The organism is Haloferula helveola, assembly GCF_037076345.1.
Taxonomy (GTDB): Bacteria; Verrucomicrobiota; Verrucomicrobiia; order Verrucomicrobiales; family Akkermansiaceae; genus Haloferula; species Haloferula helveola.
This window is the reverse complement of record NZ_AP024702.1, coordinates 3,676,853-3,703,080: the sequence shown is the minus strand read 5'-3', so window position 1 is coordinate 3,703,080 and position 26,228 is coordinate 3,676,853. Positions and strand designations below refer to the sequence as shown.

12 protein-coding genes are annotated in these 26,228 nt (G+C 63.7%); 8 read left to right on the top strand and 4 right to left on the bottom strand.

Annotated elements, in window-relative coordinates; genetic code table 11:
* Nucleotides 1-132 precede the first annotated feature (132 nt).
* Entirely contained in the window at nt 133-3,726 is a 3,594-nt protein-coding gene (locus tag HAHE_RS13880) for a hypothetical protein (RefSeq protein WP_338685240.1), read from the bottom strand.
* A 62-nt stretch (nt 3,727-3,788) separates the two neighbouring features.
* On the bottom strand, nt 3,789-4,670 hold the full coding sequence (locus tag HAHE_RS13875; RefSeq protein ID WP_338685238.1) for a LysR family transcriptional regulator: 882 nt from the start codon (nt 4,668-4,670) through the stop codon (nt 3,789-3,791).
* 120 nt (nt 4,671-4,790) lie between these two features.
* Here HAHE_RS13875 and HAHE_RS13870 point away from each other — a divergent pair, with 120 nt between their 5' ends.
* The 4 genes from HAHE_RS13870 (at nt 4,791) to HAHE_RS13855 (ending at nt 9,412) form a co-directional block, all read left to right on the top strand.
* On the top strand, nt 4,791-5,507 hold the full coding sequence (locus HAHE_RS13870) for a pirin family protein (RefSeq protein ID WP_338685236.1): 717 nt from the start codon (nt 4,791-4,793) through the stop codon (nt 5,505-5,507).
* Between the two features lie 46 nt (nt 5,508-5,553).
* Entirely contained in the window at nt 5,554-6,171 is a 618-nt protein-coding gene (locus HAHE_RS13865; RefSeq protein WP_338685234.1) for a YceI family protein, read from the top strand.
* Between the two features lie 46 nt (nt 6,172-6,217).
* On the top strand, nt 6,218-7,297 hold the full coding sequence (locus HAHE_RS13860) for an alkene reductase (protein ID WP_338685232.1): 1,080 nt from the start codon (nt 6,218-6,220) through the stop codon (nt 7,295-7,297).
* 72 nt (nt 7,298-7,369) lie between these two features.
* A complete protein-coding gene (locus tag HAHE_RS13855; protein ID WP_338685231.1) occupies nt 7,370-9,412 on the top strand; it encodes an alpha-galactosidase in 2,043 nt (680 codons plus the stop codon).
* Nucleotides 9,413-9,418: 6 nt separating this feature from the next.
* Here HAHE_RS13855 and HAHE_RS13850 read toward each other — a convergent pair whose 3' ends face one another.
* Together HAHE_RS13850 and HAHE_RS13845 are read right to left on the bottom strand one after the other, a co-directional pair.
* Complete coding sequence (locus tag HAHE_RS13850) at nt 9,419-13,027, bottom strand: DUF6288 domain-containing protein (RefSeq protein WP_338685230.1); 3,609 nt, start codon at nt 13,025-13,027, stop codon at nt 9,419-9,421.
* A 211-nt stretch (nt 13,028-13,238) separates the two neighbouring features.
* On the bottom strand, nt 13,239-14,612 hold the full coding sequence (locus HAHE_RS13845; RefSeq protein WP_338685228.1) for a basic secretory protein-like protein: 1,374 nt from the start codon (nt 14,610-14,612) through the stop codon (nt 13,239-13,241).
* 309 nt (nt 14,613-14,921) lie between these two features.
* Between HAHE_RS13845 and HAHE_RS13840 the strand changes: the two genes are divergently transcribed.
* The 4 genes from HAHE_RS13840 (at nt 14,922) to HAHE_RS13825 (ending at nt 26,228) form a co-directional block, all read left to right on the top strand.
* Nucleotides 14,922-20,495, top strand: a complete 5,574-nt coding sequence (locus HAHE_RS13840) for a LamG-like jellyroll fold domain-containing protein (protein WP_338685227.1) — start codon at nt 14,922-14,924, stop codon at nt 20,493-20,495.
* An 87-nt stretch (nt 20,496-20,582) separates the two neighbouring features.
* A complete protein-coding gene (locus tag HAHE_RS13835; RefSeq protein WP_338685226.1) occupies nt 20,583-21,104 on the top strand; it encodes a sigma-70 family RNA polymerase sigma factor in 522 nt (173 codons plus the stop codon).
* Nucleotides 21,101-22,525: a FecR domain-containing protein gene (locus tag HAHE_RS13830; RefSeq protein WP_338685225.1), complete on the top strand. Its 1,425-nt coding sequence runs from the start codon at nt 21,101-21,103 to the stop codon at nt 22,523-22,525. Before HAHE_RS13835 ends, HAHE_RS13830 begins: the two co-directional genes overlap by 4 nt.
* Nucleotides 22,526-22,697: 172 nt before the next feature.
* Nucleotides 22,698-26,228: a hypothetical protein gene (locus HAHE_RS13825; RefSeq protein WP_338685224.1), complete on the top strand. Its 3,531-nt coding sequence runs from the start codon at nt 22,698-22,700 to the stop codon at nt 26,226-26,228.

Sequence of the window (26,228 nt, the reverse complement as noted above, 5' to 3'; positions counted from 1 at the left end):
AAAAGGTCGCTCACTCTGCAAAGTGCCTCCGACCCGCAAAACTCGGAGACCGTACGCTTTCTCGGGCAACAGACGGGATGGCAAAGGAACCGTCTACCGTCCGTCGCAAAGGCCCGCCGACCGTGGGGACCTTCAGACTTCCTCCGGCTTCAGCCAACGGAAGGACACGATCTCGAACCGCCGGCCGAAATCGTTGTCGGAAGGTTCTGGATTGATCTCATCGACGGAGGGATCGATCGGAACCGGAGTCCGCTGGACTTCAGCCTCACACCACGCTCTTGCCACAATCTTGCCGTCGCGGTCCCTGCAGTCGCCATAGGCCCGGACCAGGAAGGTATCGGACCGTGCACTGAGCGACGCCCCGAGAACCTGCAGCACGTCACCCTGGGTGAGGAAGCCCGGAGCGCCCCATCCCAAGGTGGCCGGCTTGAGCTGCTGCTCGATCCGGATCGGGTCGGAAATGTTGTCGGGGTGCCGGTAGCTGTTCAGTGACTGCTCGTTGTCGAGCGGCAGCCCTTCCTCGAAGGTCAGGTTCAGCTCGGCCTCGTCGATCGCTGCCTGAAGTGCGCCACTCCGTCCGGTTTGATCGTTGCGCAGGCGACGGTTCACGAAGTCCGACAGCGAAAGGAACGGTCCCCTGAGCCGGACCTGACCGACAATTTCTTCCGCGAGCCGCCGGATCTCATCATCGGTGAGGACCCGGAAGCCGGCCCACGCACTGTCGTCGTAGGCCCTGCTGTCCTCGGCAAAACTGCCGTCGGTGGCATTCAGGATCCGGGCAAAAGGAGTCGCCGAGCCAGGACCGACGTCCCTCGTCGCCGCGAGCATCGCCACCCAAGCGTCGACCCGGGTGGAGTTCACGTTGAAGACGCCATCGAGCATCATGTGGTAGCCCGCCAGAGCCTCGTCATTCAGGCGCGAAGCGGTGAGCTCGGACCGGGTCGCGTTCGACAGCGAGATCCTTCCGTTCGGAAGCGGATAGTTGGCGGAGTCCGAGACGAAGGCCGACTTGTCATTGATGTCTCCGCTCGACACGAAGTAGCGGTCCCAAATGGACACGTTCGACTCGAAGGAAAGGTCATACACGAGCAGTTCGTCATCGGGAAGATCCTGCAGCATCACCCGGCCGTGAAGGGCCCAATCACCCCTGCCTTCAGACCGCTGGGAATCCGATGACCAGCCGATCGCATTCGGATGGAAACCACCCACCTCTTCCTCAGCCTCCGAGCCGTTGGGTGGCACGGTCCGGTCCAAGCCATCCAGCCCGAGGCGTGGATCGGCGAGGGAATTGCCGATCGCGAAGGACGGATGCCAGACCAATTCGCTCAGCTTGGCATTTTGCAACTGGCCCAATGAGACGACTCCGGTCTCGTTCCGGGGAAGTTCGAACAGGACGTGGCGGTCGCGGCCTTCCTGGGGAGGTCCGAACGGATTGCCGTGGTAGCGCCCACCCTTGAAGCGCGGAGTCTGTTCCGCCCAACCGACGGCCTCGTCGTACAGATCCCTGGTGTAGGCACCGAAGAACCAAGGCCCGCCACCCGACCCCTGGGCGCCGTCGCTCGGCATGGTGCCGGCGATATTTTCCCAAGGGCTGCGGACCGCGTAGGCGGCACGCGGGTTCCAGTTGGCGAACAGCGCCTCTTGGAAGAACGCCTCATTGCCGGACATCGGGCCGGCATTCTGGAGATTCGACTGGTGTTCCTCAAACCACCGGAGCCGGATCCCGTCACGCGTCCGGACATCCGGAGGGAGCGTTGGCCGGGGATCATCCTTGTCGAGCAACTGGATGTCCATCGGGCTCTGGTCATTCCATGCGATGCGCGGTTCGCGGCCGGCTCCGTACTGGAGCGAGGCGGACAGGTAGCTGAGCTGCGGAAGCTTGTCGAAACGCTCGTAGGTGACCGGGCCACGTCCGACCAAGCGTTTCATCACCACGCGGGTGTCGTCGCTTTGGTTGATCACGCCCCGGCCGTCATTTGACCAGTAGGGGGTCGGGGCATACCAAAACCTCACGGGACGGTAGCGGATCCCACCGCCAATATCGCTGCCGGAAACGTAGAAACTCCGGGAGGGATCCGGCGCGACCTCACAACTGAGCATGTTTGAGGCGAGATCATAGGGACCTTCTTTGTACGGGGTTTTCCCGTCGTACTCGGCCGATTCCGCGGGCGAGAACACCAAGCACTCACCCGGGCCGAAGGTGGTTTGGGGAACGGTGAAGTAGTAGGACCCGATGTACGGGTCGTTGTAACCGTCGGAGCCCATGATCGCGTTTTTCCCGCCGAGCACGAAGTCGGTGCTGCGGCCGCCCTCGAAGGAAAGCCACTGGCCCTTGCTGGTGAAGATCAGCTTCCCGGTACTCGTGCTGTAGTACTCGTTCTCGGTCCACATTTCCTGGCGACCGTTACCTTGGATCATCACCACCGCGGGCTCGAACTTGAGCTCGACGTTGTAGGGATTCCACAGGACGACCCGCGGATAGAGGTGATGCCGGAGCTGGTATCCCTCCTTGGGCGGCTCGACGATGCGGAAGGTGCTGATTTGCAGGAAGTTCGTGGCTTCCACCAGGATCGGCTGAAGATTGGAGGCGGTGACGCCATCGACCATCGCAGGCTTCTCGTTGCACAACGCATAGGCCGCACTGTCGGGATCGCCGTTGGGATTGAGTTGCGGATCCACCGCTTGGACTCCATCCCCGTCAAAAGGCGCCGGTGTGCGGGCCCACGTCCGCAGGACTCCCATCGAAGGACCCGCCAGTTTCCGCCGATTCGGTCCTTCGGCATCCACAAGCAGCGGGTCCTCGTCGCGAATCCTTCCGACTTCCTGGGAACCGTCCGCCTTGCGGTTGAAGTAGGCGGACAGGTCCAGCTTCAGTCCACCTTCGCGGGTGTTGGAGAACACGCCGCGCGAAGCGACGGTGTAGTCATGGAAATGCTGCCGGGCCCAGTCGCTGCCCGCGGCCAACTCCACGGATTCGTGACTCGCCATCTTGTGGCGGGACGCTTCGTCCATCTCAAAGCCGACTCCCATGAGGCCCTCTTCAGCATGCTGGCCAAGCATGCGGCGGTAAGTCCCGCGCCCGACCACATCGGGATCGAACTCCGCGTGGCGGTCAGGAACGGCAAGATTCGCCCGCAAGCCGAGGTCGCCGGTCCACCAGGCCAAGGCACCCGTATGGCCGTCGTCACCATCGACCTGCACCAAGGGCGCGGAAACCCGTCCGTCTTCATCGGAGCCGACGCTGGCCGACCCGACCAATTCGATCCGCTCGCGATTCTCGAGGCCCGGCTCGCCGTCGCCACTCACGAGCCAACGCTGAACACTGCCCCGCGCACTCCAGCCATCCGAATCCCGGAGGTCGATCCAGGTTCCTGTTGCCGGATCCCGCTGGAGGTACGGCCGACCGTCGTCCATCGTGCTCGACCAGACACCTGTCCAATGCCGGTCGGACGAAACTCCGACCAAATCTGCCGACGCCGAGACCCGTTGGTCCGGCCCCATTTCGCGCTGCAATTGTCCAACAGCTTGGAGCAACGCAAGACGTGCGTTAGAGCGCGCCATCGCCCGCTGTTCACCCGCCGCACTGCCGCGAAGCTCGATCGCGGATAGGCTGAGGATTCCCACCGCGAGAATCGTCAGCAGTGAGAGCAAAAGCACACAGGCTACCAGTGCGAAACCGCGATTCTTGGGGGGAATCGTCCGGATCTGGTGTCCAGAAAGACGCATTACGCTGTAAATACACCCTCTTTCCATAGGACGCGACGATTTTTATCGTGCTTAAGAGGCCCTTACGAAAGTTCCCGAGCGGCCCCTTTCAGCTCGTTGGCAAGCACCCGGCATGCCATGTCGGGCTCGGTGCCGACTGCCGTCCCGACCGCCACGCAAATAGGCTCGGGCGGTGGCTCCAGTTCCCGGAGAACCAGCCGCCCGCCGCCGGCGTCCTGCTCCGCCACCAAGGCAACTCCCAAACCTCCCTCGACCGCCATCCGGAGGCTCGACCAACCGTCGAACTCCCCCACCACCACGGGCGCGACCCCCTGAGCTTGGAAATACGCCCTCACGCGCTGCCAATAGTCCGGGTAGTCGTCGCGCTGGTAGACCAGCAAACGGGCACCCTTCAGCGACTCGACCGCAACCGGACCGGCCTCTCCGCCGGGAGATTCCGGCATCGCCAAGCGCCACGGACGACGGAGCACCGGCTCCCAATCGATCCGTCCCGCCTCCCGCTCGCCAGGCACCGCGACGATCAGATCGTACCGGCCTTCCTGCAGACCGGCCTTCATTTCTGCGGTGGTGCAATCGAAGAGCTGCACCCTGACTTTCGGGTGGCGCTGGGCAAACCGTTCCAGCGCGAGTCCCAGCAGGGATCCCGCGAGCGAGGGCGCGTAGGCGACCCGCAAGACCCCGCCCGCCGCCACTTCGCGAACCCGCTGGGCCATCCGCTCGGCCATCTCGACCCAGCGGGTGCCGTCCTTGGCCAGCACCTCACCCGCAGGCGTCAGCGAAACGGAATGGGCGGATCTCGACAGGAGCTCGACCCCCAACTCGTCCTCCAGCGCCTTGATCTGACGGCTCACCGCCGGCTGGGTCAGGTGCAACCGGCGCGCGGCGGCGGTCATCGACCCCTCCTCCGCCACCGCGAGGAACGCGCGCACCTGCCGGAACTCCATGCCGTGATCCTCTCCGCCCGGCCCCGCGGCTCAATCCCGAATCTGCGCCATTCCATCCGCGCATGCTCAGACTCAGAAGGCGGCATGAGCGTTTTGGAAAAGTCATGGCAGGATAGGCGCATGAAAACAAACACCTCTCTCACGATCCGCCGCTCATCGGAACGGGGACGCGCCAACCACGGCTGGCTCGACAGCCACCACACCTTCTCCTTCGCCGACTATTACGATCCCGCTCACATGGGCTTCCGCTCGCTGCGGGTGATCAACGAAGACCGCGTCGCACCACTCGGCGGGTTCCCGACCCATCCTCACCGCGACATGGAAATCTTCTCCTACGTCGTCGACGGGCAACTTGCCCACCGCGACAGCATGGGCAACCAGCGGACCCTCTCGCCCGGCGAAATCCAGCTGATGTCGGCCGGATCGGGAGTGACCCACTCCGAATACAATCCGTCGTCCGACCAACCCGCCCACTTTCTCCAAATCTGGATCACTCCGCGTGAGCGGGGCCTCGAGCCGAGCTACACCGAGTGGACCCCGGGCGCGGCAACCGAACGCGATGGACTCGTCCTGCTGATCTCACCCGACGGACGCGAAGGCTCGGCGGTCATCCACCAGGATGCCGACGTGCACCGTCTCGTGCTTGCGCCGGAGACGACCGCGGATTTCGAGCTTCGTCCGGGACGTGGCCTGTGGATCCAGGTCGTCAAGGGCCAGCTCAAGGTCGCGGACACCACACTTTCGCCCGGCGACGCAGCCTCGACCGAAGACGCGGGCCGGATCGAATTCACGGCCGATGACGAAACTGTCGAAGCACTTCTCTTTGACCTCGGCTGAATCCGCGCTTCTTCCCTCTCAACCTCCAACCAACGAATCGAATCCAATGAAAGCAACCACCATCATCGCTCCGTCCCTCATCGCCGCCGCCCTCGTTTCCTGCGAGAACCCGGCCGACAAGACCGCCGACGCCACCACCACCGATGCCGTCGAGGCACCCTCGGAATCCGCCACGGGCGCCAAATACGTGATCGCCGACGGATCCACGATCTCGTTCGTCGGGTCCAAGGTCACCGGCAGCCACGACGGCGGCTTCAAGAGTTTCACCGGCAGTTTCTCGGTCGACGAAAGCGGCGAGGTCACCGGCGGCACGATCTCGATCGACATGGACTCGACCTGGTCCGACGCCGAAAAGCTCACCGGGCACCTGAAGTCCGAGGACTTCTTCCATGTCGAAGAGCATCCCGAGTCGACTTTCACCGTCACTCAGGTCGAAAAGTCTGACAGCGGCTACAGCATTTCGGGCAACCTCAAGCTGCGCGGAGTCGAAAAGAACATCACCTTCCCGGCCACCGCCTCGAAGGATGGCGACACCGTGAAGGTTCAGGCCGAATTCGACATCAACCGCAAGGACTGGGGCATCGTCTACGCCGGCAAGGCCGACGACCTCATCCGCGACGAGGTCGTGATCAAGTTCGACCTGACCGCCTCGCCCGAAGCCTGATCCATCCGGCGGCGGCCGACCGGCCGCCGCCAACATCTTCTATCCCATGTCCCTCTTCGACCCGCTCGAACTCGGCTCGCTCACGGTTCCCAACCGTGTCTTCATGGCGCCCCTGACCCGCTGCCGTGCGGGTGAAGGCCGCGTGCCGACCGATCTGATGGCCGACTACTACCGTCAACGTAGTTCCGCCGGCCTCATTTTTTCCGAAGCCACGTCGGTGTCACCGATGGGGGTCGGCTACCCGAATACTCCGGGCATCTGGTCGGCCGAGCAGACCGAGGGCTGGAAGAAGGTCACCGAGGCGGTCCACGGGGCAGGAGGCCGGATCCAACTCCAACTCTGGCATGTCGGCCGCATATCCGATCCGATCTATCTCGACGGAAAGCTCCCGGTCGCCCCGAGCGCGGTCGCCGCGGCCGGGCATGTCAGCCTGGTCCGTCCGGAGAAGGCGTTCGTCACTCCCCATCCGCTATCGGTCGGAGAGATCCGCCAAGTGGTCGAGGACTTCCGCAAGGGCGCGGAGAATGCCAAGGCGGCCGGCTTCGACGGAGTGCTGGTCCACTCGGCCAACGGTTACCTCATCGACCAGTTCCTGCAGGACTCGACCAACCGCCGTGACGACCTCTACGGCGGATCGATCGAGAACCGCGCACGACTGCTGATGGAGATCGTGGATGCCGTCACCAGCGTCTGGGATCCGGGCCGCGTCGGCGTGCACCTCGCTCCCCGCGGCGACGCCCACGACATGGGCGACTCGGATCCGGAAGCGCTCTTCACCTACGTCGCACGCGAGCTGGCGAAGCGCTCCGTCGGATACATTTCCGCCCGCGAGCATCATCAGGAACCGGCGCTTGGCCCGGCCATCAAGGCCGCCTTCGGCGGACCTTTCGTGGCCAACGAGAGCTTCGACAAGGCCGGCGCGGAGAAGGTGATCGATGCGGGAGACGCGGACGCGGTGGCTTTCGGCAAGGACTACATCGCCAACCCCGACCTGCCCGAACGCTTCCGCCAGGACGCCCCGCTGAACGAGCCTGACCCGTCGACGTTCTACTTCAGCGGCGAAGGCGACATCCGCCACGGCTACACCGACTATCCTTTCCTCGAGCCGGAGACTTCCGGCGCCTGAAGCGTTCCGGGGGGCAGGACTTTTCCGTTGGAGGGGCGCGAACGATCGAACAGGATGGCAACCCATCCGTTCATGAAAGCGCCCTTCCTCCTGCCCCTCGCCACGCTCCTTTTACTTCCCGCCGCATCGGCGGAGCGGGTCGAGTTCGCCGACTGCTACGCGGATTGGTCGGAGAAAGAAATCACACTCGGCAACGACCTGGTCGAGCGGCGCTGGACGATCCGCAACGGCCTGCTGACCGCGGTTTCCATGGTCGACAAGGCGACCGGCACCGAGTGGCTTCGACAACCGGGCCGACAGGCCGCACCCCACCCGGGCGGCGACCCCGTCGACGAGAACCGCACGCTGAAGTTCACCAGCCGGACCGGTCAGCGGCATCCGGTCGAAGCGGAGTCGCTGATCATCGACCTCGAAGCGAAGGGTGAACAGGAGACCTATGGCTACACCTTCCAGATCTTTCCCCGATCCTCCGGTGTCACGATGCGATTCAACACGTCCGACGCATCGGCTGAAACCGAGGAGACCAACGACGACGTCACGCCGGACGGGCTCGAGCAGCCGAAGCCGGAGAAGCCGAAGCGCGGCAAGGCTATCCAGGCGCTTGAGGAATTGATGCTTTCGCCGCTCCACCTCCGCTACACGCAGGTGGAGCTCAAGGACCAGACCGACCACAACGACGAGCTCGTGTTCGAACGCGAGTGGCTGCCGTTGCAGGACAATTTCGAAGTCCCTTGCAACGTGTTCTACGTCGAGGACCCGCTGACCGGAAGCGGTCTCATTTTCCTGAAGATCGCTCCTCTGCCGCATGCCCGGCCGCTGCCCTCGCCATGGGACATCAAGGTCTTCGGAGCGGGCCGTCGCATCATTTTCTCCGGCCCCGGCTATCCCTGGACGGTGCTCACCTACAGCGGACGCCGCCCCGGGCGCATCGCCGCGATGCAGGACTACCAACGCTGCCTGCGCGGCTACGTGCCGACCCGCGACGGCATGTTTCTCAGTAACACCTGGGGCGACCGCTCACGCGACTCGAGGATCAGTGCCGAGTTCCTGATGAAGGAGGTCGAGGCGGGCGCCCGTCTTGGCGTCGATGTCGTTCAGGTCGACGACGGATGGCAGAAGGGACAAACCGGCAACTCCGCCTTCGGCAAAGGCGCGTGGGGCAACTTCCGCTCGGCCGACCCGAGATTCTGGGAACCTCATCCCGAACGGTTTCCCGACGGTCTCAAGCCGCTCGTCGAGGCCGCGAAGGAGAAAGGAATGAAGTTCGGCCTGTGGTTCGGACCGGATGCCGAAAACGACATGGAGAACTGGAAGAAGGATGCGGAAGTCCTTCTTCAGGCGTTCGAGAAGCAGGGCGTGGAATACGTCAAAATCGATGCGGTCGAGATGAAGAGTCCTGCCGCGGAAGCGAATCTTGCGAAGTTCTACGACACCGTGCTGCGCGAAACCGAAGGCCGGGTTGTGTTCGACGCGGACGCCACCGCAGGACTCCGCCCCGGATACTTCGGCACCGTCAACGTCGGCCCGGTCTTCCTCGAGAACCGCTATACCGACTGGCAACGCTACTGGCCTCACCACACTCTGCGCAACCTGTGGACCCTTGCCTCCCACGTCGATCCTGTCCGCCTGCGCATGGAGTTTCTCAACACCAGCCGCAATACCGACAAATACAAGGCCGACCCGCTGGCACCGGCGAACTACTCACCCGACACGCTCTTCGCCCAAGTCATGTTCTCCAGCCCGCTCGGCTGGTTCGAGGTTTCGAATCTTCCCGAGAGCTACTTCGAGTCGGTTCCACCTCTCGCGGCGGCGTGGAAGAAGGAGCGCGAAGCGATCTTCTCCGGTCACATTGTTCCGATCGGCCGGGCCCCCGACGGCTACGTGTGGACCGGCTTTTCATCGACGGCCCGCGACCGGAAGAGTGCACGCCTCGTGGTCTTCCGCGAACTCAACGACGAGGAGAGCTGGTCGACGGAGGTCCCGCTCTTCGATGCCCCCGAAGCGACAGTCAGCGTGCTCGGCGGAAGAGGTTCGGCGAACTACGGGGACGGGCGTTTGACCGTGACCATCCCCAAGAAGCTCGACTACCTGTTCCTCTACCTTGAGACCGAGTGACCCCGCCTACCTTGCCAGCACATACCAGCCCGACTTCCACTCCGGTTTGTTGCGGGTGCTGAAGCCGCCGCTTTCGACGAACAAATACTCGGTGCCCCCGATCGACTCGACCCGCATCCGGAGCGCCTGGTAACGGGTCAGGTCCATCAGCATGTCTCCGGACCAAAGCCATGCGGGATCATCGGTCAGACCACCCTCCGACAGCTTGATCGAGCTGAATGGAGCGCGACGCGCATTGCGTTTCTTCTCAGGATCGAACTCGGGGATCTCGCTGACTTCCGCGATCACCTTCCACTCTCCCTCGACCGCCGGGTTGGCGACGAACTTGCCATCCCATCGGAACAGGTTGTCGTCGGGATCCTGCTCGTCGCTCTCCGGATCGAGCTTGGACTGCCATTCGGATGACATCATGGCGACCACCGTGGCCGACTTGCGCAGCAGGTCTTCGCCCATCGGCGGCAACTTCATTTGCTCAAGGTGCAGGCTGATCCGCCCCTGCGGGATCTTCTCGGTCGGCTTGACCTTGTACTTGTCGTTGTAGCGGAGGAAACTCTTGGCGGCGATGGTCACCTTGCCGCCCTTGAAGTCATCGAGAAACTCTTGGGTGATGTAGCCGCCCTTCGGTTTTTCGCCACCACCGCGGCCGGTGCAACTGTCCTGCTCGATCAGCAGTTTGCCGTTAATATAGATCGCATAGCCACCGCCCATGCCGACGTGGTCGCCGCCGTTCACCTGGACCCGGTAGCGATGCCCTTCCTTAACGGGCGGGATGTCGAAGGTCCCGCGCATCAGCAGCACCTCCTTGTCCCACAGCGTGTTCACCGGGGTTGCCCCGAAGCAGATCGGACCGACGCAATTCTCGCTGCACTTCGAGACCGGAGGATCGGGAAGCTTGCCGTTGTACTGGCCGAAGGGCGACTTGCCGGTCTTCCATCCCGGGGCATCGAACTCCGGCTTGAACCAATCGGCGGTCCCGTCGGGGAGCGTCACCTCCCGGTAGCGTGTGATCAGTTGGTCGAACGGCACCTGCTCGGAGGGGATCGGGTCGAAGGTCAGATAGGACCATTCGGCCTCGCGCAGGTTGACCCACATCTCCCAGTTGTACTCATCGTGGCCGGCCCGGTCGTAGAGGCCCGACAGGCCGTCGATCGCGTCATCCGGTCCGCCCGGGAAGGGTGACTGGACCTTCGAAGCCGCGAGTTCCTCCAGCTTCTTGCGGTTCTTCCCGACGTAGGCCGGGATCAGCTCGTCCATGATGATCGGCGTGATCGCCGCCTTCAGCTTCGGCCCGAACTCCTTCGGATCCGCATTCAGGAAGTAGTCCTTGTACGGCAGGATCTCGTTCGGATACCGCTCGCGGGCGATCTCGTAGAGCACATCCAGCCCCCCCGGCACCTCGGCCAGCGAACCGGCGATGTACTCGAGGTGGGCATCGAGGGTCGAAGAAATGTCCTGCCCGCCCGGCGCGGTCGTGACGCCCTCGTAACCGGTGTACGTCTCCTTCAGTACTTCCTTTGCGAGCATCTGCGGTTCGGGACCGGCCTCGTTGATCTTGGCGCGCATCGCGCCCATCATTCCGAGGGTCACCGACGCCCGCTGGTTGGTGCGGATGAGCTCTCCAACCGCCGGAATGACCTTCTCATAGCATCGCGGATCCGCGACCACCGGCGTCAACGCGTGCAGCGCGCCATTCCGCAGCCACGCCTCCTCGTGCTTGAGGAATGGCAGCAGCAGATCAACCTGAGGCGCCACCCAGTCGGCCGGAGCGTAGCCGACCACCTGCAAGGCCGAGTCCTTGATGAACCATGACTCGTCGGAGTTCTTCAGCGCGTCGATCGCAAGGCCGAAGATGTCCTCGGTCAGCAAATCCTCCGGATGCTCCCTGCGCATCGTCTCGGCGATCGCCGCAAGCATCGCGCGACGCACCCGTACCGACTTCGAAGCAAGAAACTCCTTCATCAGTTCCTTCCGCATTTCGCCTCCCGGCGCCCGCCAGCCGATGTAGCCGCTGTTCACCCCAAGCACCTTGTTGGCCGCGACAAAGCGGATGTTGTGATCGGGGTGGTGCATGTAGCGACGGAGCATGTCGTCACTTACTTCCCCCTCGCCGTGCAGCTTGCGGAGCAGGGGCATGCTCGAATCCTCAGCGATTGTTTCACCCGAAAAATCCGGCACCGTGCCGTCGGCGAACGCAACCGGGTCGAGCGAGAGGAACTCCTCATCCGCCGCGGTTCCCCACGGACGCTCCGGCAAGCGGTAAGGCTTGGAGTATTGGGTCGGAGGCGCACCGAAAATCCGCAGCTTCTTGCGCGGAACGGTGTAGGCGAATCCATAGCCACCACCCCAGTCGACCTTATCGTAGCCGGCACCGCCAAGGATACCGAACGAGCCGTCGAAGCGACGCGACAGCTCGTAGTGCCAGCGCCGGCTGTCCATGAAGTCCCGATACTGCTTCGGCCGCCTGTCGTGCATCAGACCCATCGCCGCACTCCGCCAGATCTCACCGATCCCGCCACCCGTGTGTCCGTGCAGCATGAAAGTGGTGGTATAGAAGCTCTGCATCGCCGCGATGTCGCGGGCATCCGCATAGACCGACTCCTCGCCTTCCGGTGTCAGGGATACCGCCGCGGCCATCGCGAATGCCAGCAGGCCGTTCTTGCCGTTGTCGACAAAGCCGACCTCCGGGCGATCGTCGCCATACGGGTTCCCTCCGCGGCCGGCGTATCGGTAGAAGTGGCGAAGCGCACCGAGCAGCGCGTGATCCGGCACCTCAGCCCCACACTCCTTCGCGAGCAAAAGGAAGGTCACGACGCCCGTCGCCGCCGCATTCAGGTGGCCCATGCCGTAGGTCACCTTCGGCACCCCGCCGCGACCGGCCCACGAGTCGTTGTACTGACCCGCGACTGCCTCGTTTGCCCACGCCTGGATCGTCGGGAGCACGTCCTTGTCACCGGTGCGGAGGTAATACTCGCAGAGCCCGGGACCTCCGTAGCCCAGGAACCACGCGTAGTTCGGTGCCTTCGCCGGATCCAGTCCCCGCGCCCATTCGCGCACCACCGCGAGATCCTTCTCATCACCGGTCGACAGGAGGAACAGCATCCCGATGTCGGAGAACCCTTTGTCCGAGTCGGGCTTCGAAAGGTAGTCGGCGAAGTCGCGAACGACCTTGTCCGACTTCGGGCAGTCCAAGGGCCAGCCCTCGCTGTAAGCACCCAGCACCGGAACCTTCACGACGACCGGTTCGGACTCGCCACGGATTGCAAACTTCAGAAGCCCGTCGCTGGCCTCGGCCTTCCCGAGGATTCGGGCGAGTTGGATCCGCGGATCGATGTCAGCCAGCTTCTCGCCATTGATCGACTCGATCACCTGCCCTTTCGCCAACTTGCCCGTCGCGGCGGCCGGTGATCCTTCCTCGATGCCCGCGACCTTCATCGTAAACGCCGGTTGGACCAGCTCGATGCTCATGCCGACCGGCCCGAAGCGACCTAGGACGTAGGACGACTTCTCCGGACTCGGCGCGGTCGAGAAGAGCTGTGGCTCCTTGTAATAGCTCTCGGCGGCATGGAGGACCGAAGTAGCGCAAGCGAAGATCCCGATCAGGAAAATTCGGGACATGGGGATGGATGGGTTCATGGGATCGTGGAGCGTTCCGCAGACCTGCCCTCGCAGATCGGCTCTGCCATCCATGCCCCATTTCACCGCTCCACCTCAAGGCACGAAGCCTCGATCGGCCCGCGCATTCGCGGCGATTCATCTCCCATTTGACTCACCGACCTCCGGGTCGCCGATGCGACTCTCTCCCACCCGGGGATTTACTGCCGAAGCCTCACAAGCCGAGCTTCTTCTTGTGGTAGGCCTTCCAGCCGTCGTTGAGCTCCTGGACCGTCTTCCCGGTCCACTCCTTCCACAAGTCATCGGAGTAGCCGTCATGGGTCGCGACGTTGAGCTTCCGCATCAGGTCCTTCTCGTGGTTGCGGATCACCCAATCGAAGAAGTTCGCCGTGATCCGGTAACTTCCATCGTAGTTGGCGCGATCGAAGTTCCGACGCGTGATTTCCGCACCCTTGCTCTGCGGTTCGTAGAGGAACCAGCGGATGTAGTCGGCGACGCCTTCGGTCACCCAGCTCGGAGGCCGGTTCGCCCTTCCACGCTGACGGGCGCTCTTCTCCCGCGTTCCGCCGAACTGGACCACATGCACGACCTCGTGGACCCCGGCCCCGATGGCCTCGCCGGTTTGCTGACGGCGCATGAAGTCGGCATTGAACACCACCGAGTTGCCGCTGGCGTAAGCCGGGACTCCGCGCAGATTCTGCGGAAGGTCCGCAGGGTTCCGGAGGGTGAAAGTGATGCTCTCGGCGGCGGTGATCCCTTCGACCGGGAGCATTTCGATGATCTTCGGATACCACTCGTCCATCACCGGAATCAGATGCTCCGCGCACCACTCCTCCAGATCAGGCGCCGCGGAAACATCGAGGGTGTAACGGAAGTTCCCATGCTTCGAGCCGAACTGGCGAATCACCTTCTTCGGCCGCTCGATGCGCACCAACTCAGGACCCGCAGCGTCGATGATGTCGATCTCGCTGAAAAAGGTGTCGTTGAACGGACCGGCGTTCGGGTTCTTCCGCACCTCGAAGAGAACCCATCGGCACTTGCCGAGTGACTTGCCCTTGGCAGGCGACAACCGGGCGGCGTGCTGCCCGGGTTGTTCGCCCGAGGTATCGACCTCCCCGAGCTTTTCCCAACCTGCTTTCGTCGGATCGGCGTCCTCCTTGAGCTCCGCGGAGAATCCTTCGGCCGAACCGTCCGCCACGTAGACCTGATACTTTTGCGCAGCCCTCGATCCCGGATGCCACGAGTAGGTGGCGATGGAGGAGACATCGATCACCTTGCCGAGGTCGACAAGGATCCGGCCTCCATTGCTGCCACCCGCGAAGAAGAAGTTGCTCCGGGGATCGTCCTCACTCCGGGGAATCCGGCCATCGTGGAGCACGTCGAGCGATGCTCCGTTCGGATCCGCCATCCCTGACAGCAGTTTGAAGTTGGCCGAAGTCGCCGCGTCGTTGGTCGCGGGAGAAGGGATGCCTTTCGATTGGAAAATGCCGTCTTCACCACTGCGTCCGACCTCCGATTTGACTTCCAAAGCGGACATCGATGCGGAACCGGCGAGAAGCCCGGCGAGAACGGAGTGGATGGCATACATGTTTTGGGGCAGTTGGGTTGACGATCGAGGCGTCGGTGTTTTCGAATGGATTTGCCGTCTGATTTCCGATGCGGGATTCGGCCAAGCGATTTCGTCACGAGCCGTCTCGAACAATGGCGCGATACAGCCCGCACAAGCGCCGAGGCAACCAGAAACGTCGTCCCGATTCAAAGTCGTGAAAAATGACGCAACGAACCCTCCGAAGCGTCCGAATCGGCTAAACCATCGGGCCCGGAACGACGTTGAATGGATTGCGACGAGCTTGGCCACGGAGTGCCGACGCTCGTCGCACGAAAACCCGCCTGCTCCATGCCGCTTTCCCGCCTCGCCCACCGCAACCTGATCGTACTCCTCTCGCTTTTGCCCGCCGTCGGAGCGGTTCATGCGCAAAGTTACGGACTGACCGCCCGGCCTGACGTCGAGGCCTACTTCGACGGGATCTTCCCGCCCGAAGCACCCGTCATCGACTCGGAATGGTCGACCGTCCTCGCCTTCCCCAATCTGGTCTTCGACAACCCGGTCGGCCTGACGCATGTCCCGGGAACCAACAAACTGATCGTGTGGGAACGCGAAGGCCGGATCTGGGTGTTCGACAACGACCCGGCCACGACCACCAAAACGCTGGTTCTCGATCTGTCGTCGCAATGCCAGGGGTGGGACGACTCCGGCCTGCTCGGCCTCGCCTTGCATCCTGACTTCGAAACCAACCGCCAGATGTGGATCTACTACAACTGGCGTGGCGGCACGTCGGGGGCGTCAGGCGATCTCGGACCGATCATCGGCAACTCGACCACCCGTCCTCCCACCGGGACACCGACGCGCGACCGGCTCTCGCGCTTCGTGCTCGACGCCAGCTACCAGACCACGCTTGGCGGCGAGTACGTGGTGATCGATCAGAAGGACCAGTCGGTTTGGCACAATGGAGGAGGCATGTTCTTCCACCCCGACAACGGCTTCCTCTACCTGACCAACGGGGACGACGCGAATCCGGGACTCAACACGCAGCGCATCGACCGCGCGCTTTTCTCGTGCGTGATCCGGATCGACGTCGACCAACAGGGCGGCGCGATCAGCCACGCTCCGACCAAGCGTCCGCTCAACGAGGTCAGCCCGAGTTGGCCACGCTACTACGTCCCCAACGACAACCCTTTCGTCGGACAGCCGGATGCGCTGGAAGAGATCTATGCCATCGGACTGCGCAGCCCGCACCGGATGACGGTCGATGCGGTGACCGGGCGGATCTTCATCGGCGATGTGGGCGCGGAGTCCCGCGAGGAAATCAGCGTGATCGAACCGGAAGACCCCGCGGGCCTGAACTTCCAATGGAGCCGCATCGAAGGCGATTCGGGTGACCTCACCGCACCGTACATCGGCACCAACAAGCGCCCGGTCATCGATTACTCGCACTCCGCCGGCGAAGGCAGCTGCGTGGTGGGCGGTTACGTCTACCGCGGCTCGGCGTTCCCCGAACTCTACGGGAAATACATTTTCGGCGACAACATGAGCGGCCGGATCTGGTACCTCGACGAATCCACGACACCCGCCACCAAGGTCCTGCTGGCGACCCTTCCCGACGGCCCGGGTCCGAACTCGGGGAACGACTACCGCGGTCTCGGGTCATTCGGCCTCGATGCCGATCAGGAGCTCTACATCTGCCGGCTGAGTTCGACCGAAGGACGGATCTACAAGCTGGAGCGAGGCGGCCCCGACCCCGGCACGCCGCTTCCGGCGACCCTCAGCAGCACCGGAATCTTCGATGATCTCGCCACGCTGACCCCCAGCGACCGGCTTGTCCCCTACGACCTCAACACCGCGTTCTGGTCGGACCATGCGGTCAAGACCCGCTTCGCCGCCGTCCCCAACGGGACCACGGTCGGCTTCACCGAAAGCGGCGAATGGGATTTCCCGGTAGGCAGCGTGCTGGTGAAGCATTTCGAGCTGCCGGTGGACGACACCGACCCGTCGGTCACCCGTCGGCTTGAGACCCGCTTTCTCGTCCAGAAACCGGACGGTGCCGTTTACGGAGGGACCTACAAATGGCGCGCCGACCAAAGTGACGCCGACCTTCTCTACGGCTCGCTTACAGAGAGCGTGGCCATCGCGACCGAACCGATCGGGCCGCTCACCGGAGTTGATGTCGGCGGCCCTGCCCTGCCGGGCTCGACGACCCGCGACGGTGACCTGATCACCATCGAGGCGGGGGGCACGGACATCTGGGGCACGACTGACGAGTTCCACTTCGCCCACCAGCAGCGGACTGGCGACTTCGACATCGCGGTGCGCATCGAGTCGGTCATCCAGGCCGATCTATACACCAAGACCGGACTGATGGTTCGCGAATCCCTGAATGCGGATGCGAAACACGTGATGGCACTCGTATTCCCGAGCAACGCGGCGCGTAACAACAACACGGGTGGCTACGAGTTCCAGTACCGCGCGACGGCGGGCGGCAATGCGACCGCGCTCTATCCCCCGCAGCCCCAGCCTCTCGTCGCGTTCCCGAACACGTGGCTGAGGCTCAAACGCGAGGGCGACGTTTTCACTTCCTTCTCCAGCTCGGACGGTCACACGTGGTCGGAATACGCGAGCACCACCCTGTCGTTTCCGCCTCAGGTTTACTTCGGACTGGCGGTCACCGCGCATACCGGCGCCGCATCGACGACCGCCAAGTTCCACGTCGATAGCCGTCGTCAACCTTGGTACTACCCGAGTCGTCAGGATTGCACCACCTGTCACAATCCTCAGGCCGGCGGGGTGCTCGGACCCGATACCCGCCAGTTCAACCGCGACCTGCTGTACCCTGGCGGAACCACCGACAACCAGATCCGCGCATGGGCTCACGTCGGGCTGTTTCACGATGCCCCAGCGGAAGCATCGATCCCGACTCTCGACAAGTTGGCCGATCACGACGACGGCTCGGCGAGTCTCGACCATCGCGCCCGGTCTTACTTCGACGCCAACTGCTCGTACTGCCACCGCCCGGGAGGCGTTCAGGCGCTTTGGGACGCACGCTTCGAAACCCCCTTCCCCTCGCAAGGGATCTACTACGGACAGGTCGTGAACGATTTGGGAAATCCGGACGGACGGGTGGTTGTGCCCGAGAACCTCGAGGACTCGCTCCTTTTCCACCGTGTCAGCATCACCGGCCCGACCCAGATGCCGCCGCTGGCGCGGAACCAGATCGACACCGAAGGCGTCGAGATGCTCGAAGCGTGGATCCTGTCGCTACCGACCGAAACCGTGCTGCCCCCGTCCGGACTTGTCGCCACGGCGCTGTCGAACACCGAGGTCGCCCTGTCGTGGAGCGACGGCTCCGACAACGAAACCGGTTTCGTGATCGAGCATTCCATCGACGGCTCGAACTTCGCGACGGTCGGCACGACCGGCGAGGGCGTGACATCGTTCACCCACACCGGTGCGGAACCCTTCCTCACCCAGTACTACCGGGTGCGGGCCGTCGGGGTTTATGTCAGCTCGGAGGACTCGAATACCGCCTCGGTCACGCCGGACGTCGGCCCGCCCGCTCCCGAGATCCACATCACCGGAAACGGGGTGCTCATCCAAAGTGGTATCTTCGTTACGGATCCGGCCAATGGCACCGACTTCGGCTCGGTCAACGTACCGCTGGGCGAAGTCACCCACTCCTTCGTCATCGAGAACATCGGCAACTCCCCGCTCGCATTGACCGGTTCGCCCACGGTCGAGATCCAGGGCGACGATGCCGCGGCTTTCACGGTGATGAACCCACCCACCATCGGCCTGAACGGTGGCGAGTCGCACGTCTTCGACATCCGCTTCTCACCCGATACCGGCGGAACCAAATTCGCCACCGTCCTGATCGGATCGGACGACCCGGACGAACCGCTGACGGTCTTCGGGATCTCCGGAACCGGCATCTATCCGGCGCTGGTCGCATGGTGGCGATTCGATGAAACCAGCGGGACAATCGCGACCGACAGCACCGGAAACGGCCACGACGGAGTGCTGACCGAGCCGCTGCCGTCATGGGATCCGAGCGGCTTCGACGGTGGCGCCCTGCGATTTACCGGAGTGCTGAACCAGAGTGTCACCGTGGCAGCCGACCCGGCCCTGAATCCGACCGCGGGCATCACGATCAGCTCGTGGGTGCGGGTCCTCGATTGGAACGGCAACCGCCGGGTGCTGCAGAAGGGCAATGGCGACAACCAATACCGCCTCCTTGCGGAAGGCGGCAATCTGGTTTGGGACATCGCGGGCGCAGGCCGGATCGAAGTGCCTTTGCCCGCCGTGAACGAGTGGTTCCACGTGGCGGCGACGTACGACCTCGACCACATGAGGATCTACGTCGATGGCGCCCTGATGGGCAACGTCGCGGCAACCGCCGCCATGCCGACGACCGGTGACCCGATCTACCTCGGCACCAAGACTCCCGGCTCGATCGATGGCGACCACCTCAATGGCTGGCTCGACGACACCCGCCTCTACAACCGGGCGCTCGATGAAGTCGAGATCGCGGAACTCGCGGGCATCGGCATCGACGATGGCCTGCTGGCGTGGTGGCCGCTCGACGACGGCAGTGGAACGACCGCCGCGGACGCCACCGGCAACGGCCACACCGGAACCCTGACCGCGCCCCTTCCGACATGGACGCCGGGCGGCAAGTTCGGCGGAGCGCTGACCTTCGATGCCCAGGTCGGGCAGAGCGTCAGTGTGCCGGACGCTCCGGCACTCAACCCGAGGAACGGTATCACGGTTTCCGCATGGGTGAACGCCGACGCATGGGACGGAAACAACCGGATTCTCCAGAAGGGAGCCGGCGACAACCAGTACCGGATGATGGCCGAGTTCGGCAACTTCGCCTGGGACATCGCGGGCGTAGGCAGGATCGAGACCGCCCAACCGCCCGCCGGGCAGTGGGTCCACGTTCTCGGAACCTACGACGGTGAGCGAATGAAGCTCTACTACGACGGAACGCTCGTGGCAGACATCCCGGCCGCCGGGCTGATCCCGGTGACCGGCGACAGCCTCGTGTTCGCGACCAAGTCGCAGAACTCGATCGTGGTCAACCGCCTGAGCGGCGGTTTGGACGAGGTCCGGATCTACGGCAGGGCCCTGAACATTGAGGAAGTGGCCCTCCTCTCCGGCCAACTCGGAACCCTCTCGCTCGATGCGACCGATGCCTTGGCCCGGAAAGGCACCGCGGACACCGGCCTCTTCACCGTCTCGAGGACCGGCCCGACCACGCAGCCACTTCCCGTTCCCCTGTCGCTCGTTTTCGGACCGGGACAGGCGGAGGTCGGCACGGACTTCACCCTGACGCCCGGCATTTCCGGATTCACCATCCCGGCCGGGCAATCCTCCGCCGACCTCATGGTGCAGGGCCTCGACCGACAGCAGGTCACCGGAAACCTGAACGTCACGCTCTCGATGTCCGGCGTCGAAGGCTACGAGCTCGGCAGTGATTCCGCACAAGTCCAGCTGCAAGACTCGCCGCTGAACCAGTGGAAGATCGGCGCGTTCGGCGGGATCGCGGCAGCCCAGTCCGGGGACGCGGGCGACGGGTCGGACGCCGACGGTGACGGATTGGACACGCTTCTCGAAGCCGCCCTCGGCGCGAACCCGCTGATTGCGGATCCATCGGTCCTGCCCACAGGCGAACTCCAGTTCGTCGGCGGCCAGATCTACCTCGTCTCGAGCTACACCCGGCCGAAACCCGCGCTTGAGGGCATCGGCTACCACCACGAAACCAACCTCGACCTCGGCCCGCTCTGGCAGGCTGCCGAGTGGGTGGAAGGCTACCCGGTCGACAATCTCGACGGCACCGAAACGGTGCGGATCCGTAGCCTCGCGCCGATCACGGCGGAGCCCCAACAATTCCTGCGACTCCGGGTGACCCGGCCCTGAAAATCCGGAAATCCCAAGAGATTCCAAGGTTTGGCTAAACCGGAGTTCCCATCCGGGCGTAGTTTTGCGGAGTATCCCGATCCGCCTATGGAAGACAGCCTCGACGAATTCGTTCAGGAGCTGACCAACAGCCAGAGCGACCTTTTCTTTTTCATCCGCGCCCTTTGCGGGGATCCGCACGCGGCGGCGGACATCCGTCAGGCGGTCAACGTGATCCTGTGGCGCAAGCGGGCCAAGTACCGGCCGGGATCGAGTTTCAAGAGCTGGGCCTTCCGGATCGCGCAACTGGAGGTGAAGGCCTACATGCGGAAATCGAGGCGCCAGAAGTCGACGGCCTTCGACGAGGAGTTCATCGAATGCCTCGCCTCGGAAATGCCCGAGGTCATCGATGAGTTGCCGGAGCGCCGCGTCGCCCTGACCCGCTGCCTCGGAAACCTGACCGAGAAGGACGACGAACTGATCAAGCACCACTACTGGTCGTCGAGCTCGCTTGATGTACTCGCGCGCGCCACGAACCGCAGCGTCGGCACCCTGAAGGCACGGCTTTTCCAGCTGCGCGCATCGCTCAGGCGTTGTATCCAAAAGCAACTTCGGCACTCGGAAGCATGAGCGAGGAAGAAGAATACCGGACCAGTCGCCTGCTCAACCAGCTGGTGGACGGAAGCATCGCGGCCGAGGACTTCGCCGCGCTTCGCGAGGACCTGCTCGAGTCGCCCGAACTCCGGCAGCACTACTACGACCTGCTGGCAGTCGACCGCATGTTGGGTGAACGCTACGAGCTGCCGGACTACATCTCCGTCCAGGCCAACACGATGAACGACACGTGGAGCGACCGGCGGTCCCGCAAGGCGAAGATCTTCGGCTCCATCGGTGCGGCCGCCGCCGCCCTGGTCATCGCCGGCTTCGTCTTCCACTTCATCCGCCAGGCACCGCGACCGATCCCGATCGAAGCATCCGCCGACAGCTCGTACCAGATCGATGGAGCACCCGCCCGGGCAGGCGGTCCGGTTCCGGGAGAACTCCTTTCCATCGAACGCGGAGTCGTCTCCGCGAAGCTCAATCCCTACATCGAAGCCTGCTTCGAAGGCCCCGCCCAGGTCCGCATTCTCGATTCGCACGGGAACGTCGAACTGGTCGAAGGCAACGGCTACTTCGAGATCTCTCCGGGCGGAAAAGACTTCAAGGTCCATTGCCGCGGCCACGTGATCCGCGATATCGGCACCAAGTTCGGAGTGAAACACGGAGCCGACGGATTCGTCGAAGTCCACGTCAATGCGGGCAGCGTCGAAATCACCGGACCCGACGGCAGCGTCGAACCCGTCGAAAGCGGCGGCGCGGTCCGGTTCGGAACCGCGACCGACCTGAGGAAAATCCCGCTCGATTCCGCCGGCTTCGTCCGGTCGCTGCCGTGGGAGCGGATCATTTTCCACGACGACTTCGAGTCCGAGGGAGAAACGCCGGTGTCCGGCCGACAACCGAAGATCGGCGGCCGCTGGCTGGTCTTCGACGAGAGCTCCAAGACCCTCATCCGTGACGGCGTGTTGGACACCTCTTTCGGCCGGAGACACATGGGCGCCGGCTGCAACCCGGCCGACGCGAGCGATCTGTCGCCTGCCTACCTGATGACCTTCGAGACCGCCGTGCCCGCGAACCTCGAGGACAAGCCCGGCGGAGACGGCGCCGCCGAGTTTATCACCCTGACTTCGAATACCGGCGTTCCGTTCTGCAGCGTGGCGGCAAGGGTCTCGAGCGGTCACGAGTGGTGCATCGTTGATGAGCAGACCGACAGCTGGACAGCCGGTTCGGGTGCATACGCGTTCAAACGCCGCTGGCTCACGCTTCTCTACGAGTCCTGGAGCGGCAAGGTGGTGCTCTACGAAGGCCAATCTCCCGATGGCCGCGAAATCGCCGCCACGAGAATCGGCAAGGGACACAAGGTCGGCTCGATTGCGATCCAGAACGGCGGACAAGGCGACCTCGCACTCGAGGAACTCACCGTCAAGGTCGTCGCCTACACGGGCAAGAAGTAAGCCCCAAGGAGTCGGCATCCGACCGCTGCGGAATGGCGAGCGCCGCCATCCTGCCGCGGTCTGTTCGCGCGAGCCCGCGAGAGCGTGAGGTCGTGTGCTGCCTGCGGCGCACGATGCCACATCGAAACGAAATCAGAATAAACCCATCGCCGTCGGCGAACGTGTTTACATCATGAATTCACGTTGTGGCGCTCCGTCCGAACGGCCATCCCGAAACCAACCCAGCGGATTCGCTCTGGTGGTCACGATCTCACTCATGGTGCTTCTCGCCCTGTTGGCGGTTGGCTTGCTGGGACTCTCGACCATTTCCCTGAGGGCAACCAGCCATGCCGAAGCGCGAGCGGTGGCGTTGGCCAATGCCAGACTCGGACTCTCTCTCGCAATCGGACAACTCCAGGCCGACCTCGGCGACGACCGACGGACGACCGCCGATGCCGCGATCCTCGGTGAGTCCGAGAATCCGAATGCGGTCGGCGTGTGGAACGGATGGTCGCCAAAACTTGGAGACGCGGGCGGTGATGCCAGCCGCGCGCGCATCGACTATCAGGAGGAGAAGGGACAGGAAGGATTCCACCACTGGCTCGTTTCGGACCCGGACGTCACGAGCACCGGCAATCTCGACTGGCACCTCGGTTCCGACCCGGACGCGGTTCCCCTTTTCGATGTCGACAACGCGGGCTTCGAATTGAGCGCACGCCGCATTCCCATCGACGGCGAGACCCTCGACGGAGCGATGGCTTGGGCCGTGAGCCAGGAGAACACCAAGGCCAAGATCAACATGGGGACGGAGGACGGGCAACGCACCGATCTCGACGACCGGCTGCACACACCGGCCCGCCCCAACCTGACTCTCTCAACCGTGCTTGAGCACCCGGAGGGAGACTGGGAGCGCCGGTCCGCACTCGTCACCGACCTCCGTCAGGCGGCGCTCGACTCCGGATACGGCGTGACGCCCCAGACCGTCGCGCGGGCTGGCGCCGACTACACCACGCAGTCGCTGAGCGTGCTCAGCAATCCCGTCGACGGAGGCCTGAAAGTCGATCTCAGCACCGGATTCGAGCTGCCGGATGAGGAGTTCGAAATGGCGGCATGGAGCGACGCCTCGGGACAGGTCGGGAACCCGTTCAGACTGACCGACCGGGCTTCGAGGTCTTCCTACGACGGCCAGCGCCCGCTTTGGAAACCCCTCGCTTCAAGCGCGGAAGCCACGGTCTTCATGAATTTCCCGCCGGCCTCGGTCCACCACAAGTTCCAGGTCAATGGAGTCCCGACCTTTGACATGCTTCGCGCCCACTACCGGACCTATCGCCACCTCTACCATTCGGATGGCGGCGGACTGACGACCTTCGAGCGGCCCTACTCCCATGTCGCCACGCCCGGAGGGGTTCGCGGTCGGCCGTTCGGATCGGAGACCCAACCGTCACTGGCTCCGGTCCTCGACCGGATGAATGTCTTCTTCAGCATCTTCGCCAAGGCCGATGGAACACTCGGTATCCTCCTCTCGCCGGTCATCACCTTGTGGAACCCCCACAACGTGGCCATCGAGTCCGAAGGCCTGGTGGTGTATCCATGGATCGACTTCGCCGTCTGGTGGAACTGGAGCGTGACCCCGAGCCGTTCGAACAACCCGATGAAGTGGCACGCCTCCCTCTCGCGGTTCGTCGGCGAGGGATACCAAGGTCACGGCCGGTCATCGCGGCCCTACTTCTACCTTCATCTGACCGAAGACGGCGTTCCTCCCCGCCGGGGCACACCGGACAAACCGCTGCGGCTCGAACCGGGTGAAGTCAGGGTCTTCACCCTCGCCGACGGAACCCGGCGCGACCTCGAAGTCCGTGGATCTCCCGACCGGCGGACCTGGTACATGCGACCCGCCGCAAGCGCTTCGGACATCACCCGTTCCCTGAAGGGCGGGATCGTCCTCGACATGACGAAGTCGATCAACGGCCAGGATAACTTCAACTACAAGCTGAGGAACGGCGACCGCGTGAACGCCAATACCGTGACCTTTGACCGGGGATCCTACTTCTACCTCGTCAACATGGCGGACTCCTACCAGATCAAGAATCCGCGATCCGAACTGATGGCCGACTCACGCCCCGCCGGCAGCGGCCTTCCCAACTTGCGCGCCGAACCGAACCTCTATCTGCACGCGCAGATCCACTCGGGAACCTCCTATGGCAAGGCGGACGACCGCCTAACCTATCCGGCCTTCCGTTTCGAAGAGATCAAGGAAGAGCCGCACCTCATCGGCAGCCTGCTCACCTACCATCGTGTCGCGCGCAGCAGCTCGCTTCCGTTATCCGACCTGATGTTCACCACCAATCCCCGCCAGGGAACGGTGAATCCCTATCTGAGTGGAGCCAAGTTCCAGACCGGTCCCCACTATGAAACCATCTTCCGCGGTGGCACCTCATTGGCGCAGCTGGCGATGGAGACGACTTTCGACGGACAGCAGGCCTTCTACGGACCGTCGCACAGCGCTGCCAGCGGACTGCCCTTCCTGCCGTTCTTCGACGTGCCCCAGTCCCCCATCCTCTCGCTCGGCGCGCTGCAGCACTGCGACGTCAGCACCACCGCCTTCACGACGGCCAACCAGATCGGCAACTCGTGGGCCTCCGCCTACCTGCCGGCGACCACCGCATCCCGCGTGATGAGAAACGCATCGACGGGCGAGCGGATCGAGTCCGAAGGCCTCTCCGTCTACGACAGCTCCTATCTCGCCAACGAAGCGCTCTTCGACGGCTTCTATTTCTCCGGGGCCACCCCGACCGTCGGCAGCCGCAACAGCAACCAAGGCACGGCCCAGGTCTGGGAAGAAGACCAGATCGGCGAGACCGAGAAGGTCACGACGGTGCTCGAGCGTTTCTTCGACGAGCCACGCGAGCACCCGCTGCGGAATCCCCGCCTCGTTCCCTATCATCCCGGAGTCTCGGATCGCGAACTCGGCGACCGGCTCGAAGGACCGGCCAGATGCGTGCGGCTCGCATCGCACCTGATGCTGGACGGCGGCTTCAATGTGAACTCGACGAAAGTCGAAGCGTGGAAGGCGATGCTCCTCAGCCTGCGGGGTGCGCTGCCCGACTCGGCCGACACGACTCCGCAATCGCGCTTCCGCCACATCATCGACCAAGGGCCGGCCGAAATGGTCGAGAATGACGTCTGGTGCGGATTCCGTTCGTTGACCGACCCGGAGATCGAGGAACTCGCCGAGCGCCTCGTCGAAGAGGTCCGCGAGCGTGGGCCGTTCCTCTCCTTGGGTGAGTTCGTGAACCGTCAGGTGACACGCAGCCGGGGCCACGCGACCAGCGGCGCGATCCAGGCGGCGATCGATTCCACCAACCTCAACCGGGTGGCGACGCAATCGCGATTCGATACGCGCAACTTCCCGAATCCGGAGAACCTCCGGAATCCGGACACCGGCACCAACCTGCCGGGCTGGCTCAGCCAGGCGGACGTCCTGACCCCGCTGGCACCCTATCTCACGACGAGGTCCGACACCTTCATCATCCGCTCGCTCGGCGAGGCCCGCGATCCCGACGGCAAGCTTCTCGCCCAGGTCCGCCTCGAGGCGGTGGTGCAGCGCGTCCCGGAATTCGTCAATCCGACCGACACGCCCGAAACCGCGATCGCCGATCTCGATGACCAGAACAAGAACTTCGGCCGCCGCTTCCGCATCGTCTCCTACCAGGAACTCCCCTGA